This is a genomic window from Thermomonas flagellata, assembly GCF_022419185.1.
In the GTDB taxonomy this organism is placed as follows: Bacteria; Pseudomonadota; Gammaproteobacteria; order Xanthomonadales; family Xanthomonadaceae; genus Thermomonas; species Thermomonas flagellata.
Genome location: NZ_JAJOZK010000001.1, coordinates 255905 through 270718, shown reverse-complemented (window position 1 = coordinate 270718; position 14814 = coordinate 255905). Strand labels below are relative to the sequence as shown.

At 71.6% G+C, this 14814-nt stretch carries 16 protein-coding genes, 1 tRNA gene and 1 riboswitch; of the genes, 12 read left to right on the top strand and 5 right to left on the bottom strand.

Annotated elements, in window-relative coordinates:
• Positions 1–14: 14 nt before the first annotated feature.
• From bfr to ML340_RS01285, 4 genes are all read right to left on the bottom strand, one after another.
• Positions 15–491 (bottom strand): bacterioferritin, encoded by a 477-nt coding sequence (gene bfr, locus ML340_RS01300; protein WP_240095858.1) that lies wholly within the window; start codon positions 489–491, stop codon positions 15–17.
• Positions 492–563: 72 nt separating this feature from the next.
• A complete protein-coding gene (locus tag ML340_RS01295; protein WP_240095856.1) occupies positions 564–767 on the bottom strand; it encodes a (2Fe-2S)-binding protein in 204 nt (67 codons plus the stop codon).
• A 70-nt stretch (positions 768–837) separates the two neighbouring features.
• Positions 838–1191, bottom strand: a complete 354-nt coding sequence (gene queD, locus ML340_RS01290; protein ID WP_240095854.1) for a 6-carboxytetrahydropterin synthase QueD — start codon at positions 1189–1191, stop codon at positions 838–840.
• Between the two features lie 61 nt (positions 1192–1252).
• Positions 1253–1329, bottom strand: a tRNA-Met gene (locus tag ML340_RS01285).
• A gap of 120 nt (positions 1330–1449) precedes the next feature.
• Between ML340_RS01285 and ML340_RS01280 the strand changes: the two genes are divergently transcribed.
• The 4 genes from ML340_RS01280 to ML340_RS01265 all read left to right on the top strand — a co-directional run bounded on the left by ML340_RS01280 (position 1450) and on the right by ML340_RS01265 (position 7316).
• A complete protein-coding gene (locus tag ML340_RS01280; protein WP_240095852.1) occupies positions 1450–2016 on the top strand; it encodes an RNA pyrophosphohydrolase in 567 nt (188 codons plus the stop codon).
• A 153-nt stretch (positions 2017–2169) separates the two neighbouring features.
• On the top strand, positions 2170–2565 hold the full coding sequence (locus ML340_RS01275) for a phasin family protein (RefSeq protein ID WP_240095850.1): 396 nt from the start codon (positions 2170–2172) through the stop codon (positions 2563–2565).
• A gap of 322 nt (positions 2566–2887) precedes the next feature.
• The gene (locus ML340_RS01270; RefSeq protein WP_240095848.1) at positions 2888–4081 is read left to right on the top strand and encodes an efflux RND transporter periplasmic adaptor subunit; all 1194 of its coding nucleotides are present in this window, start codon (positions 2888–2890) and stop codon (positions 4079–4081) included.
• A gap of 37 nt (positions 4082–4118) precedes the next feature.
• Complete coding sequence (locus ML340_RS01265; RefSeq protein ID WP_240095846.1) at positions 4119–7316, top strand: efflux RND transporter permease subunit; 3198 nt, start codon at positions 4119–4121, stop codon at positions 7314–7316.
• A gap of 69 nt (positions 7317–7385) precedes the next feature.
• Here ML340_RS01265 and bioD read toward each other — a convergent pair whose 3' ends face one another.
• On the bottom strand, positions 7386–8063 hold the full coding sequence (bioD, locus tag ML340_RS01260) for a dethiobiotin synthase (RefSeq protein WP_240095844.1): 678 nt from the start codon (positions 8061–8063) through the stop codon (positions 7386–7388).
• Between the two features lie 65 nt (positions 8064–8128).
• On the opposite strand from bioD, the gene ML340_RS01255 reads away from it, so the two are divergent.
• From ML340_RS01255 to ML340_RS01220, 8 genes are all read left to right on the top strand, one after another.
• Positions 8129–8617: a GAF domain-containing protein gene (locus tag ML340_RS01255; protein ID WP_240095842.1), complete on the top strand. Its 489-nt coding sequence runs from the start codon at positions 8129–8131 to the stop codon at positions 8615–8617.
• Positions 8614–8991, top strand: coding sequence for a TfoX/Sxy family protein (locus ML340_RS01250; RefSeq protein ID WP_240095840.1), 378 nt, complete (start codon positions 8614–8616; stop codon positions 8989–8991). The genes ML340_RS01255 and ML340_RS01250 overlap by 4 nt, the downstream gene beginning before the upstream one ends.
• A 13-nt stretch (positions 8992–9004) precedes the next feature.
• Positions 9005–9241: riboswitch (cobalamin riboswitch) on the top strand.
• A gap of 123 nt (positions 9242–9364) precedes the next feature.
• A complete protein-coding gene (gene btuB, locus ML340_RS01245; protein ID WP_240095837.1) occupies positions 9365–11257 on the top strand; it encodes a TonB-dependent vitamin B12 receptor in 1893 nt (630 codons plus the stop codon).
• Positions 11258–11492: 235 nt separating this feature from the next.
• Positions 11493–12005: a YeeE/YedE thiosulfate transporter family protein gene (locus ML340_RS01240; protein ID WP_240095835.1), complete on the top strand. Its 513-nt coding sequence runs from the start codon at positions 11493–11495 to the stop codon at positions 12003–12005.
• The gene (locus ML340_RS01235) at positions 12002–12580 is read left to right on the top strand and encodes a YeeE/YedE thiosulfate transporter family protein (RefSeq protein ID WP_240095833.1); all 579 of its coding nucleotides are present in this window, start codon (positions 12002–12004) and stop codon (positions 12578–12580) included. Before ML340_RS01240 ends, ML340_RS01235 begins: the two co-directional genes overlap by 4 nt.
• A 74-nt stretch (positions 12581–12654) precedes the next feature.
• Positions 12655–13050 carry a hypothetical protein gene (locus tag ML340_RS01230; protein ID WP_240095831.1) on the top strand — a complete coding sequence of 132 codons (396 nt, stop codon included), beginning with the start codon at positions 12655–12657 and terminating at the stop codon, positions 13048–13050.
• Between the two features lie 16 nt (positions 13051–13066).
• Positions 13067–13759 (top strand): DUF6969 family protein, encoded by a 693-nt coding sequence (locus ML340_RS01225; RefSeq protein ID WP_240095829.1) that lies wholly within the window; start codon positions 13067–13069, stop codon positions 13757–13759.
• Positions 13760–13813: 54 nt separating this feature from the next.
• On the top strand, positions 13814–14779 hold the full coding sequence (locus ML340_RS01220) for a sulfurtransferase (protein ID WP_240095827.1): 966 nt from the start codon (positions 13814–13816) through the stop codon (positions 14777–14779).
• Positions 14780–14814 lie beyond the last annotated feature (35 nt).

Genomic DNA, 14814 nt, shown 5'->3' with positions numbered 1-14814 from the left:
GCGGCGCGGCCGGCTCATTCCCCGTGGTGCAGGTGCTGCGCCAGGTACTGCGCCTCGCCCAGGCGCGCGATGAGCGACAGCTGGGTCTCCAGCCAGTCGATGTGCTCCTCCTCGGACGCGAGGATCCTGGCCAGCAGGTCACGGCTGACGAAATCGCGCACGGATTCGCAATGGGCGATCCCCTCGCGCAGCAGCGGCACCGCGTCCCGCTCCAGCGCGAGGTCGCACTCGAGCAGCTCGCGCGGGGTCTCGCCGATCCGCAGCCGGCCCAGCGCCTGGAAGTTCGGCAGCCCCTCCAGGAACAGGATGCGCTCGGCCAGCGCATCGGCATGCTTCATCTCGTCGATCGACTCGTGGTACTCGTGCGCCGCCAGCTCCTTCAGGCCCCAGTTCTTGAGCATCTTGGCGTGCAGGAAGTACTGGTTGATCGCGGTCAGCTCGTTGTAGAGCGCCTTGTTGAGGTAGTCGATGACCTTGGGGTCGCCCTGCATGGCCGGCTCCTTCGTTCGCGCGGGGCCTCCACTCTAGCCTGCCGGGCACGCCCGTGGCGCGGACGGCCGCGATCAGGCGGCGCAGGGCAGGACCGGCAGGGGCACGCTGCGCGGCTGGCGGGCCTCCTGCAGCAGTTCCGCGGCCAGCCCCAGGCAACTGCCGCAGGTGGCCCCGAGGCCCGTGCGCATGGTCAGTTCGGCCACGCTGGTGCAGCCGGCCTCCGCGGCTTCGCGGACCTGGCGCTCGGTGACCCCGTTGCAGATGCAGACGTACATGGCGGCTTCCTGATCGTGGATGCGATCAGACCGCAAACGCGAATGATTGTCAATCGATCTGCGGCCGCATTCAGCCGCGGTAGCGGCAGCCGGAGGTGCAGGTCTCGTGCACCACCACCTGCGACAGCGCCGGCAGCACCGGCTTCAGGCGATCCCAGATCCAGACCGCCAGGCGCTCGCTGGTCGGGTTCTCCAGCCCCGGGATCTCGTTCAGGTAATGGTGGTCGAGCTGCTCGTAGAGCGGGCGGAACGCTGCCTTGATGTCGGCGAAGTCCATGACCCAGCCGCTATCGGCCCCGACTTCGCCGCTGACGTGGATCTCGATCCGGAACGAGTGCCCGTGCAGGCGCGCGCACTTGTGCCCGGGCGAGACGTTCGGCAGGCGGTGCGCGGCCTCGATGGTGAAGACCTTGAAGATGTCCATGCGCGGCTCCGGCGCGGGCGGGCGGCCACGAAAAACCCGCCGGGCGGCGGGTCGTCGCGACTGGTGGCTATGGGTGGACTCGAACCACCGACCCCAGCATTATGAGTGCTGTGCTCTAACCGGCTGAGCTACATAGCCACGCGGGAATCGCGAATTATTCATGCCGGGGGCCGGGGCGTCAATCCGCATCGCCCCGTGTTGCGGCAGGCGGCGCTAGGCTGGCAGAGTCGGGGCCAGTGACCTTCGGGAGTCCGCATCGTGATCGATCCGGACGGCTATCGCCCCAACGTGGGCATCGTGCTGATGCGCGACGACGGCCGCGTGTTCTGGGCGCGCCGGGTGCAGCGCGACGGCTGGCAGTTCCCGCAGGGCGGGATGCACAGCGACGAGACCCCGCGCGAGGCGATGCTGCGCGAACTGCGCGAGGAGACCGGGCTGCTGCCCGCGCACGTGGAGGTGCTCGGCAACACCCCCGGCTGGCTGCGCTACCGGCTGCCGCCGCGCGCCGTGCGCCGGCACGAGGCGCCCCCGTGCATCGGCCAGAAGCAGGTGTGGTTCCTGCTGCGCTTCCGCGGCGAGGAGGCCGACCTGCGGCTGGATGCGACCGACCGACCCGAATTCGACCAGTGGCGCTGGGTCGATTTCTGGTACCCGGCGCAGCACGTCGTCAGCTTCAAGCGCGGGGTCTATGCGCGCGCGCTGCACCACTTGGCCCCGCTGGCGCGCAGCGTCGCCGGCGCGGGCGCGATCCCGCCCCCGGCCGAGGGCCTGCTGCCGCGCCCGCGCGGGCCGTGGCGTCGGTTCGGCCGCCGCGGCGGCGGCTGAGGGCTGCCGTCCCCGCCAGCGCGGCACGCCAGTCGGGCCGGGATGAACGCCGGGCGACCACCCGTCGGATGCATGTTGCATTGCAACAAGAACCCCGCTATGTTGCGCCGCACAACCCGGCACCCCCTGCCGGCGTCCACGCAGGAGACCGCCATGTACGCGTTCAACGAGCAGTTCAACCAGGCCGCCCGCCAGTTCGCCGATGCCGCCGCGCAGGCCCAGCGCCTGATGCTGGCGCATGCGGAGAAGACCGCCGGCCTGCAGCTGTCCGCCCTCGAGGAGACCACCCAGGCCACCTTCGCCTACTGGGGCGAGTTGGCCGACGTGCGCGACATGGACGCCCTCAAGGCCGTGCTGCCGAAGGGGCTGCAGGTCGCGCGCGGCAACCTCGAGCGCGGCATCGGCGTCACCCAGCAGGTGCTGGCGCAGATGATGAAGACCGGCGAGGCGCTCGGTGCGCTGGCCAAGGGCCAGTTCGAGCAGGCCGCGGCGCAGGCCGGCGAGCAGCTCGAGAAGGCGGCCAAGGTCGGCGCCAAGGCCGCCAAGTAAGCCGCTGCCCCGTTCCCCCTCCGCCCGCGCCCCGCCTTGCGGCGGCGCGGCGCTTTGCACCCGGCGGCCCACGGCCGCCGGGTTTTTTCATGCCGGTCGGCGTCCGCCCATGGCCGCGCCCGCTCTGCCTCCGCGCGCGCGCCTGCTGCGTAAACCCCTCGTGCGTGCCGCGTGCATGCGGCGTGATGGAGGCCAGCCCCAATGGGCAGGCATCATGCCGGTGCAGCCCCTGCCATCGGTCATGCTTGCGCGCGTTGCGCGCGGCGGGGGACGATAGTGCACCAAGTGGTTCAATAAATTCGCGCCGCTGCCCGAGGATCCCATGCCGCCTGCCACTGCCCCCCAACGCCCCCCGAAGGTCGCCCTGCGCTGGATCCTGATGCTGGCGGTCGTGGCCGTCGTGTTCGGCGGCGTGTTCCTGGTCAAGGCGGTATTCGCGCGCAAGACCAACGAATTCTTCGACCACATGCCGCAACCGGCGATCGCGGTCAGCACCTATACCGCGCGCACCGAGCGCTGGGCCGACAGCGGCGAGGCGGTCGGCACGCTGGTCGCGGTCAACGGCACCGAGGTCACCACCGAAGCCGGCGGAGTGGTGCGCCGGATCGCGTTCGACTCCGGGCAGAAGGTCGCGGCCGGCGCGCTGCTGGTGGAACTCAACACCGCCAGCGAGGAAGCCACGCTCAAGGCGCTGGAGGCCTCGGCGCGGCTGGCCCAGGTGCAGGCCGAGCGCTGGGCCAAGCTCGGCCAGGACCAGCTGGTCTCCAAGGACGACGTGCAGCAGAAGCAGACCGCCGCCGCGACCGCGCGCGCGCAGGTCGAGGCGCAGCGCGCGCTGATCGCGCAGAAGACCATCCGCGCGCCGTTCGCCGGCGTGCTCGGCATCCGCAAGGTCAACCTCGGCCAGTACGTCGCGCCCGGCAGCGCGATCGTGAGCCTGCAGCAGCTCGATCCGATCGACCTCGACTTCACCCTGCCCGAGCAACTGGCCGGCAAGCTGGTGCCCGGCACCGCGATCGAGGCGAGCCTGGACACCCTGCCCGGCCAGCCGCTGGCCGGCACGATCACCGCGGTCGAGCCGCAGGTGGACCCGCAGACCCGCAACCTCACCGCGCGCGCGCGCCTGCGCAACCCGGACGGCACCGCCCTCCCGGGCGGATTCGCCCGGGTGCGCTTCGACCTCGGCGCACCGCGCGAGGTGGTGGTGATCCCACAGACCGCGGTCAGCTTCAACCCCTACGGCAACGCGGTGTTCGTGGTCACCCGCGTCGCGCGCAAGCCGGGCGAGACCGACATGCAGGGCAAGCCGCTGACCGGGCAGAAGCTCGTGGTGACCCAACGCTTCATCAAGACCGGCGCCACCCGTGGCGACCTGATCGCGGTCGAATCCGGGCTCAAGCCGGGCGAGCAGGTGGTGTCCTCCGGGCTCTTGAAGCTGCGCAACGACGCCGAGGTGACGATCAACAACAGCGTCCGCCCGGCCGCCGAGCTGCACCCGCAGGTCCCGAACCGCTGACCGCCCGCCCCCGCCCCGCCGCACGCGCAGGATCCGCATGAAATTCACCGACATCTTCATCAGGAAGCCGGTGCTGGCGATGGTCGTCAGCCTGTTCATCCTGCTGTTCGGCCTGCGCGCCTTCAGCGAGCTGAACGTGCGCAAGTACCCGGAGCTGCGCAACGCGGTGGTCAACGTCACCACCACCTACTACGGCGCCGACGCCAACCTGATCCAGGGCTTCATCACCACCCCGCTGGAGCGCGAGATCGCCAGCGCCGAGGGCATCGACTACATCGCCTCGACCAGCTCGGCGGGGGTGAGCAGCATCCAGGCCTACATCCGCCTCGACAAGGACCCGAACCAGGCGCTGACCCAGATCAGCGCCAAGGTCAACAAGCTGCGCGGCCAGCTGCCGCCGCAGTCCGAGGACCCGGTGATCGACCTGCAGCAGGGCGAGCAGATCGCGGCGATGTACGTCTCGTTCGCCAGCGACACCCTCGACAACAACCAGATCAGCGACTACCTGACCCGGGTGATCCAGCCCAAGCTGGTGACCGTGCCCGGCGTGCAGCGCGCGGAGATCCTCGGTGCCGGCACCTTCGCCATGCGCATCTGGCTCAAGCCCGAGAAGATGACCGCGCTCAAGGTCACCGCCAGCGACGTGGCCAATGCGCTGCAGGCCAACAACGTGCTGGCGGCGGTCGGCTCGACCAAGGGCCAGATGGTGGCGATCGACATGACCGCCGGGACCGACCTGCGCACCCCCGAGCAGTTCCGCAACCTGGTGGTGCGCGAGCAGGACGGCGCGATCATCCGCCTGCGCGACGTGGCCGACGTGGTGCTCGGCTCGGAGAGCTATGGCACCTCGGTGCGCATCAACGGCCAGGCGGCGACCTTCATGGGCATCTACGTCGCTCCGGACGCCAACTCGCTGGACGTGATCCGCGCGGTGCGCAAGCTGTGGGACAGCCAGATCGTGCCGCAGCTGCCGCAGGGGATCACCGCGACCATCCCGTACGACAGCACCGAGGCGATCAACGACGCCATCAACGAGGTCATCCGCACCATCGTCGAGGCGCTGGTGATCGTGATCGTGGTGATCTATCTGTTCCTCGGCTCGCTGCGCAGCGTGCTGATCCCGGCGGTGACCATCCCGCTGTCGCTGGTCGGCACCCTGTTCCTGATGCTGGTGCTCGGCTTCACCATCAACCTGCTGACCCTGCTGGCGATGGTGCTGGCGATCGGCATCGTGGTGGACGACGCGATCATCGTGCTGGAGAACATCCACCGCCACATCGAGGAGGGTATGACCCCGTTCGACGCCGCCATCCGCGGCGCGCGCGAGCTGGCCTGGCCAGTGGTGGCGATGACCACCACCCTGGTCGCGGTGTACCTGCCGATCGGCTTCCAGGGCGGCCTCACCGGGGTGCTGTTCACCGAGTTCGCGTTCACCCTGGCCGGGTCGGTGCTGCTGTCCGGCGTGATCGCGCTGACCTTGAGCCCGATGATGAGCGCACGCATGCTCAAGGCGCACGACCCGGCGCACCCGAAGGGCGGGCTGGAGGCATGGCTGGACGCCCGCTTCGAGCGCCTGCGCCACGCCTACCAGCGGCGCCTGCATGGCGCGCTGGACACCAAGCCGGTGATCGCCGCGTTCGGCCTGATCGTGCTGGTCAGCTGCGTGTTCCTGTACACCACCGCGCCCAAGGAGCCGGCGCCGCTGGAGGACGAGGGCTTCATCTTCTCGGTCGCCAGCGCCGACCCCACCGCCACCCTCGAGTACGTCGAGCGCTACACCGAGGAGATCAACCGGATCGCCAAGGGCATCCCGGAGATCGAGGACTACTTCCTGTTCAACGGCGGCTTCGGCGGCAGCGGCGGCGGCGCCAGCCCGATGGCGATGGGCGGCTTCGTGCTCAAGCCGTGGAGCCAGCGCAGCCGCTCCACCAACCAGGTGCTGCAGCAGGAACTGCAGCCCAAGCTGGCGCAGGTCACCGGCTTGAACATCTTCTCGCTGGTGCCGCCCTCGCTGCCCAGCGCCGGCGGCGGCGCCGGCGGCGGCGAGTTCATCATCAACGGGGTGGGCGAGCTCGGCCAGCTGTCGGAGCTGGCGGATGCGGTGCTGGCCAAGGCCCGCGCCAGCGGCCGCTTCATCTTCCTCGACAAGGACCTGAAGATCGACAAGCCGCAGGTCGAGGTGGTGATCGACCGCGACAAGGCCGCCACCCTCGGCATCGACATGCGCACGCTGGCCGCGGACATGTCGGCGATGCTGGCCGGCGGCTACTCCAACCTGTTCGCGATGCAGAACCGCTCCTACCGGGTGATTCCGCAGGTCGAGCGCGAGCGCCGGCTGAACGCGCACGACCTGGAGAACTACTACACCCGCACCCGCGACGGCCAGCTGATCCCGCTGTCCACCATCGTGCACCTAAAGGACAGCGTGCAGCCGCAGTCGCTCAAGCGCTTCCAGCAGCTCAACGCGGTCTCGATCACGTTCGCCCCGCGCCCGGGCGTGAGCAAGGGCGAGGCGCTGGCGATCCTCGACCAGGCCGCCAAGGACGTGCTGCCGCAGGGCTACGGGGTGGACTACGCCGGCGAGTCGCGCCAGTTCATGCAGGAGGGCTCGGCCATGGTGCTGACCCTGGTGCTGGCGCTGATCGTGATCTACCTGGTGCTGTCGGCCCAGTTCGAGAGCTTCCGCGACGCGCTGATCATGCTGCTGACCGTGCCGATGGCGATCAGCGGCGCGCTGCTCACCCTCAACGTGCTGGCGCTGGTCGCCAACGTGCTGCAGTTCGCCGGGATCGAGGCCTTCCCGGGCATGAGCATCAACATCTACACCCAGGTCGGCCTGGTCACCCTGATCGGGGTGATCTCCAAGCACGGCATCCTGATCGTGGAGTTCGCCAACAAGCTGCAGGCGCAGGGGCTGTCCAAGCGCGAGGCGATCGAGCAGGCCGCCGGCATCCGCCTGCGCCCGGTGCTGATGACCACCGCCGCGCTGGTGTTCGCGATGATCCCGCTGCTGCTGGCCAAGGGCCCGGGCGCCGCCGCGCGCTTCTCGATGGGGATGACGATCGCCTCCGGGATGACCATCGGCACCCTGTTCACCCTGTTCGTGCTGCCGGCGTTCTACCTGTACCTGGCGCGCGACCACGCGCACGACCGCGAGCGCCTGGCCGCCGAGCAGGCCGAGGTGGAGGCCCTGGACGCCGCGCCGCTGACCACCGCGTCGCCGCCACGGGGCTGAGCCGGCGCGCATGGCCACTCACGCAAACGCCCGGGCCTGCCCGGGCGTCTGCATTTGCGCGCGCGGCCGCTAGGCGGCCAACGTCGGCACGCGCAGGTGCGCGGCCAGCGCCTGCGGCTGGCCGTCCGGCGCATGCGGCAGCACGCCCCAGCACGGCGCCGGCAGGCGCGCGCGCAGCATGGCGAGGTTGTCCTCGACCCGCGCCATCGCCGGGTCCACGTGCGAGCCGATCCAGCCGGCCAGGTGCAGGCCATCGGCGGCGATCGCGCGCGCGCTCAGCAGGGCGTGGTTGAGGCAGCCCAGGCGCAGGCCCACCACCAGCAGCACCGGCAGGCGCAGCGCGCGCACCAGGTCGGCCTGCATCAGGCTGGCCGACAGCGGCGCGGCCCAGCCGCCCACGCCCTCCACCACCAGCGCGTCCACCCGCGCCGCCAGCCGCGCGTGCGCGTCCAGGATCGGCCCCAGCGCGACCTCCACGCCGGCATCGCGCGCGGCCAGCTCCGGCGCCAGCGGATGCTCCAGCGCGAACGGGTTGACGTCGGCATAGGCGATCCCCGGTTCGCCCGCGCGATGCAGCGCCAGCGCGTCGGCATTGCGCCATTCACCCTCGACGCGCGCGCAGCCGCTGGCCACCGGCTTCATCCCCGCCGCGCGCAGCCCGCGCGCGCGCAGCGCATGCAGCAGGCTCGCGCTGGCCAGGGTCTTGCCGATGCCGGTGTCGGTGCCGGTCACGTATACGGCGAACATGGGGCGTCCTCGCAGTCGCGGGCGCCCATGGTAAGCAGGCGCGCGGCGCTTGCTAGACTGCCGGCATGAGCTTCGCCCTCGAACCCCTGACCGGCAGCCCGCCGGAACGCTACGCGCAGCTGCTGGCGCAGGCGCGCGCGCTGCTGCACGGCGAGCGCGACCGGATCGCCAACGCCGCCAACCTGTCGGCGCTGGTCTACCGTGCGCTGCCCGACCTCAACTGGGTCGGCTTCTACTTCTACGACGGCACCGAGCTGGTGGTCGGCCCGTTCCAGGGACTGCCGGCGTGCGTGCGCATCCCGCTCGACAAGGGCGTGTGCGGCGCCGCCGCGCGCACCCGCCAGACCCAGCGGGTGGACGACGTGCACGCCTTCCCCGGGCACATCGCCTGCGACGCCGCCAGCCGCTCCGAGCTGGTGATCCCGCTGGTCGCGGCGGACGGCGCGCTGGTCGGCGTGTTCGACCTCGACAGCCCGCGCCCGGCGCGCTTCAGCGCCGACGACCAGCAGGGGCTGGAGGCGATCGCCGCCGCCTACCTGGAGGCGCTGGCATGAGCGGCGCCCCGCGGCTGCGCAACATCGGCCCGAAGTCCGCGGCGTGGCTGCGCCAGGTCGGCCTGCGCACCCGCGAGGACCTGGCCGCGGTCGGCGCGGTCGGGGCCTGGATCCGGGTCAAGCGCGCCGGCTTCAAGCCCAGCCTGAACCTGCTGTATGCGCTCGAGGGCGCGCTGTGCGACTGCCACTGGCAGCAGGTCCCGGACGCGCGGCGCGCGGAACTGGTGCAGGCCGCCGAAGCCGCGGCGGCCGAACTGCCCCCGCCGCGCGGACGCCCGGCCGCGGCGCCGGTCACCACCCGCCATCCGGACGCCGAGGCCGCGCCGGCGCTCGGCCTGTTCGACGACGAGCGCGGCGCGGCCGGCAGCGACTGAGCCCGCGCCGGGGTACACTGGTGTGGCTCGAGGTGACCCGCCGGCGCGTCCGGCGGGTTGAAACGGGAAGCCGGTGCCGCGGTGCCCCCACCGCCAGTCCGGCGCTGCCCCCGCAACGGTAGGCGCGTCGACGCCAGCATCCGCCACTGTGCCCGCATCGCCCGCGATGCCGCATGGGAAGGCGCTGGCCGGGAACATCCCCGATGTTCCGCGCGCAAGCCCGGAGACCGGCCCCGAGCATGTCCGGTGGCGATGCGGAGGGCGTCGCGCGGTTCCGCGCGTGCGCCCGCACGCCGTGTCCGTGGCCTGCCTTCCGTCCCGCCGCCGCCCTGCCATCCCTGGGCGCGCGGGCGTGCGCGCCGGAGACACCACCATGCTGCCGATCCACTCCCTCCCGCCGCGCCGGCTCGCCGCCGCACTCCTGACTGCCCTCGCCCCGCTCGCCGCGCAGGCCGGCGACGACGGCATCGCGCGCCAGCTCGACACCGTGCAGGTCACCGCCACCCGCACCCCGCTCACCGTCGCCGATTCGCTGGCCGCAGTCGAGGTGATCGACCGCGACGCGATCGCGCGCAGCCCGGCGCGCTCGCTGCCGGAACTGCTGCGCGGCCGCCCCGGCATCACCTTGGTCAACCAGGGCGGGCTGGGCAAGCTGAGCAGCCTCTTCATGCGCGGCACCGAATCCGACCACACGCTGGTCCTGGTGGACGGGGTGCGGATCGGCTCCACCACCGCCGGCCTGGCCGCGCTGCAGGACATCCCGCTGGCGCAGATCGAGCGCATCGAGATCGTGCGCGGGCCGCGCTCCTCGCTGTACGGCGCGGACGCGATCGGCGGGGTGATCCAGATCTTCACCCGCCGCCTGCCCGGGCAGGCCGGGGTGCAGGGCCGCGCCAGCGTCGGCGCCGGCAGCCACGGCCTGCGCGAGGCCAGCGCCGGGCTCGACCTGCGCGGCGCGCGCGGCGGCATCGGACTGGAGGTGGCCCACCAGCGCACCGACGGCATCAATGCGTGCAGCGGCTATTTCAACCCGCAGACCTGGCAGGGCGCCGGCTGCTTCATCATCCCCGGCACCCACACCGACCGCGACGGCTACCGCAACAACAGCGTCGGCCTGCGCGCCGACTTCAGCCCGGACGAGGCCTGGCTGCTGCAGCTGCACGGCCTGCGCGCCAGCGGCCACAACGACTACGACGGCGACTACTCCGACAACGACGACTACCGCCAGCAGGTGGTCGGCGGGCGCCTGCGCTGGGCCCCGCGCGAGGGCACCAGCGTGCAACTGAGCCTCGGCCGCAACCAGGACGACACCACCAACTTCCTCGGCCATGCCTTCAGCAGCCGGATCGACTCCACCCGCGACAGCGCCAGCCTGCTGGGCGAGACCCGGTTGGCCCCCGGACAGTCCCTGACCGGCGGGATCGACTGGCTGCGCGATCGCGCCCGGGTGCAGGCCGCGTACTCGCCGTTCGCCGCCCGCCGCGGCAACCGCGGCGCCTTCGTGCAGTACCTCGGCCAGTTCGACGCGCAGGAGCTGCAGGCCAGCCTGCGCCATGACGACAACGACCAGTTCGGCGGCAAGACCACCGGCAGCCTGGCCTGGGGCTGGACCTTCGCGCCCGGCTGGCGGCTGGCGGCCAGCCACGGCACCGCGTTCAAGACGCCGACCTTCAACGAGCTGTACTACCCCTACTACGGCAACCCCGCCCTGCGCCCGGAATCCTCGCGCAGCAGCGAGTTGTCGCTGCGCCGGATCGCGGCGGACTGGGAAGTGCAACTCAATGCCTACCAGACCGTGATCGACGACCTGATCGCCTATGACAGCCGCCTGTTCGCCACCAACAACCTCGACAAAGCGCGCATCCGCGGGCTGGAGCTGACCGGCCGGGTGCAGTTGGCGGACTGGACCGTGCACGGCCAACTCGGCTGGCTGGACGCGCGCAACCGCAGCCGCGGGCCGTACTTCGACAACCGCCTACCGCGCCGCCCCCCGCGCAGCGCGCGGCTCGATCTCGACCGCCGCCTCGGCGACTGGAACCTGGGCCTGACCGCGATCGCCGAGGCCGCACGCTGGGACGACGTGGCCAACACCCTGCGGGTTGGCGGCTATGCCACCGTCGATGCGCGCGCGGACTGGCAGTTCGCTCCGGCCTGGCGGCTGCAGGCCAGCGTGATCAACCTGTTCGACCGCCGCTACCAGACCGCGGCCTACTACAACCAGCCCGGCCGCGAGTTCGCCCTGCGCCTGCACTGGCAGCCGCGCTGAGGGCAGCGCGCGGCACCGCCGCGCAAACGCTGCGATCGCACCAACACACCCCCCGGCGACGCCGCCGGGGGGTTTTTCACGCGCCGCTCCGGTTTGGCCTGCCATTCTGTGATCTGGGGCGAAAGCCCGGCGGCTCTTGCGCAACGCAACATGACACCCGGGGTGGTATGCGTTTTCATGCCCTCCGGGGTATGCCGCGCATCCGGCGCGGCGACCGTGCGACAGGAAACCGACCATGCGCGTACGTCCAATCTGGAATGCGCACTTCACCGGGGTCATCCTCGGCCTGGTGCTGCTGCTCACCTTCCTCATGACCGGCCACGGCCTCGGCGCCTCCGGCGCGCCGACCGCGGTGGCAGCAGTCACGGCCAAGGCGGTCGCGCCGGCCGCGACCGCCAGCAACGAGTATCTCGGCGGGATGGTCGCCGACGGCGCCAATCCGCTCACCAACTGGATCAGCTGGGAAGTGCTCGGGGTGCTGCTCGGCGCGCTGATCGCCGCGTTCGCCTCCGGCCACTTCCGCCTGCGCATCGACGGGCCGGACCGGCTCGGTTCGCCCGCGCGCCTGGGCATGGCGCTGCTGGCGGGGATCATCTCCGGCGTGGGCGCGCGCATCTCGCTCGGCTGCACCAGCGGCCTCGGCCTGTCCGGCGCGGCGGTGCTGGCGACCGCGGGCTTCGTGTTCCTGATCGGCTTCTTCGCGGTCGGGGCGGTGTTCGGCCTGTTGACCAAGGGGTGGTGGAAATGAGCAGCTTCCCGATCGGTTGGAGCGGCCCGCTCTCGGGCCTGGTGCTGGGCGGCCTGTTCGGCTACGTGCTGCAGCGCGGCGGCCTCGGCAATGGCTGCCGCCTGACCGGCCAGTTGCGCTTCAAGGACTGGACGGTGTTCAACGTGATGTTCACCGCGATCCTGGTCGCGGCGGCCGGGCTGTGGCTGCTGGAGACGGTCGGCCTGCTGTCGCCGGAGGAGGTCTACGTGCCCACCACCTACCTGTGGGCCACCCTGCTCGGCGGCGCGATGGTCGGCGCCGGCATGGCGCTCGGCGGCTATTGTCCGGGGACCTCGGTGGTCGGCGCGGCCGCCGGCCGGATCGACGGCGTGGTGTTCTTCATCGGCCTGGTGCTCGGCGCGATCGTGTTCGCCGGGTTCTACGACCCGCTGCAGCCGCTGATGACCGCGGCGGAAGGCCCGGAAGGCCAGACCCTGCAGCAGCTGCTGCACCTGCCGGCGTGGCTGATCATCCTCGCGCTGGCCGTCGTCGCTTGGCTGGTCAATCGCTTCACCCGCGGCGAATCCGCGCCAGGCGTCACCGATCACGATTGAAACCACTGCCCCCGCGGGATACCCGCCCGGGTATCCTGCTATCCTCACCGCCCCCATCCCCGAGGGATACGACGATGCGTAAGCCGACCTCCCGCAAGACCTCGCTGGCCGCCGCCCTGTCCGCCACCGCACTGCTGATCGGCGCGGTCGCCCCGGTCGCGGCCGCCACTGCCGCCGCCCCGCAGGCGCAGAACCCCTGCGCGCCGGCGCGCAAGAAGGCCGCCAACCCGTGCGCGCCCGCCGCCAAGAAGGCGGCCAACCCCTGCGCCCCGGCGACCAAGAAGGCCAGCAACCCGTGCGCGCCCGCCGCCAAGAAGGCGGCCAACCCCTGCGCCCCGGCGACCAAGAAGGCCAGCAACCCGTGCGCGCCCGCCGCCAAGAAGGCGGCCAACCCCTGCGCCCCGGCGGCCAAGAAGTGCGACGAGAAGAAGGCCGCCAACCCGTGCGCGCCGAAGGCCAAGTGCGACTGATCTCCCCTTGTCGCTGATGTCCGCTGTCGCCGCCCGCGCGATGCCCGCCCCGCCGCCCTCCAGCTGGGTGCGTTGGGACGCGGATGCCGCCCGCCTGCCCGCCCGTGCGCGCCGGCAGGCACGGCGCGCGGCGCGGTCGGTGCTCGACGGGCTGGAGGCGCTGGCCCGGCGCGGGCTTTCGCCGGTCAGCGCGCTGATCGGCGACAGCGTGCCGGCGGTGCTCGCGCAGTACCCCGCAGCCGCGCCGGTGCAGGGCCCGGACTACCTGTACTACTACCACTGCCACGACGCGCGCGAGACGCCGGCGGGCGAGCACGGGCATTTCCATGTGTTCGCCCGCCGCGCGGACGGCCACCACGTCCATCTGGCCGGCGTCGCGGTGGATGCGGTCGGCTGGCCGCGGCGGCTGTTCACCACCAACCGCTGGGTCACCGACGAGACGCTCGTCCCGGCCGCGGCCGTACTGGCGGACGCCGACCGTATCGCGGCGCGCGCCTACCCGGACCCGCTGACGCGCTGGCTGCTGCCGCAGCTGGCGCTGTTCCGCCCGCAGCTGGCCGCGCTGCTGCGGCGGCGCGACCAGCGCCTGCGCATACTGCGCCGCGGCCGCAGCCGGCAGCGGCTGCTGGAGGACCGCCGCATCCGCGTGCTCAGCCAGTGCCGGATCGACCTGCCGGCGCAGATCGCCGCGCTGGCAGCCACGACCTGAGCGTCCTCCGCCCTACGTTGCGTTCGTTAGCCCCTCACCTGCGAGGTTCCTGCCATGAAACGCCTGATGCTGCTTTTGACCACTGCCCTGCTGGCGTTCAGCGGCATCGCCGCAGCGGTCGAACTGCCTGGTCCGCTGGTCACCCCGCAGTGGCTGGCGGCGCACCGCGCTGAGGTGAACGTGCTGACCGTGGTCGAAGACCCGAAGGACTTCACCTCGGCCCCCAAGTACGTCACCGACAACGGCAAGCAGGTGCTCGACGAGGTCGGCGGCCACGTCCCCGGTTCGCTGATGGTGGATTTCAACGCCCTGCGCGCCGACCGCAAGATCGACGGCCGCACGATCAAGGCCATGCTGGTCGACCGCGCCACCTTCCAGCGCCTGATGCAGGATGCCGGGGTGCAGGCCGGCAAGCCGATCGTGATCGTGTCCGCCGGTGCCAGCGGCAACGATCTCGACATGGCTGCGCGCCTGTACTGGTCGCTCAAGTACTACGGCGCGCGCCAGTTGGCCATCCTCAACGGCGGCACCACCGCCTGGCTGCTGGCCGGCAACCCGGTCAGCTCGGATCCGGCGCCCAAGACCAAGGGCGACTGGGTGGCCACCGGCGAGGACAAGGCGATCCTGGCCGACAGCCGCCAGGTCGCGGAGGCCGCCAAGCACGGCGAGCAGTTGATCGACGCGCGCCCGGTCGCGTTCTGGCTGGGGCTGACCAAGAAGCCGGTCGCCAGCAAGGCCGGCCGCATCCCCGGCGCGCACGACTTCCCGCCGGAGGCGCGCAGCCGCCAGGCCGGCGGCGCCGAGGAATTCCTGGACCGCGCGCAGTACGCGGACATCCTCAAGACCCTCGGCATCGACCCGCACAAGCCGAGCATCACCTACTGCAACACCGGCCACCTGGCATCCGGGGCCTGGTTCGTGATGAACGAGGTGCTGGGCACCCCGAGCAAGCTGTACGACGGCTCGATGCACGAGTGGACCGCCGAGGACCGGCCGGTGGCCGGGCTGCCGGCACGCTGACGCCAGACCCTATCCCCCTACCCGCAGGCAGGAGC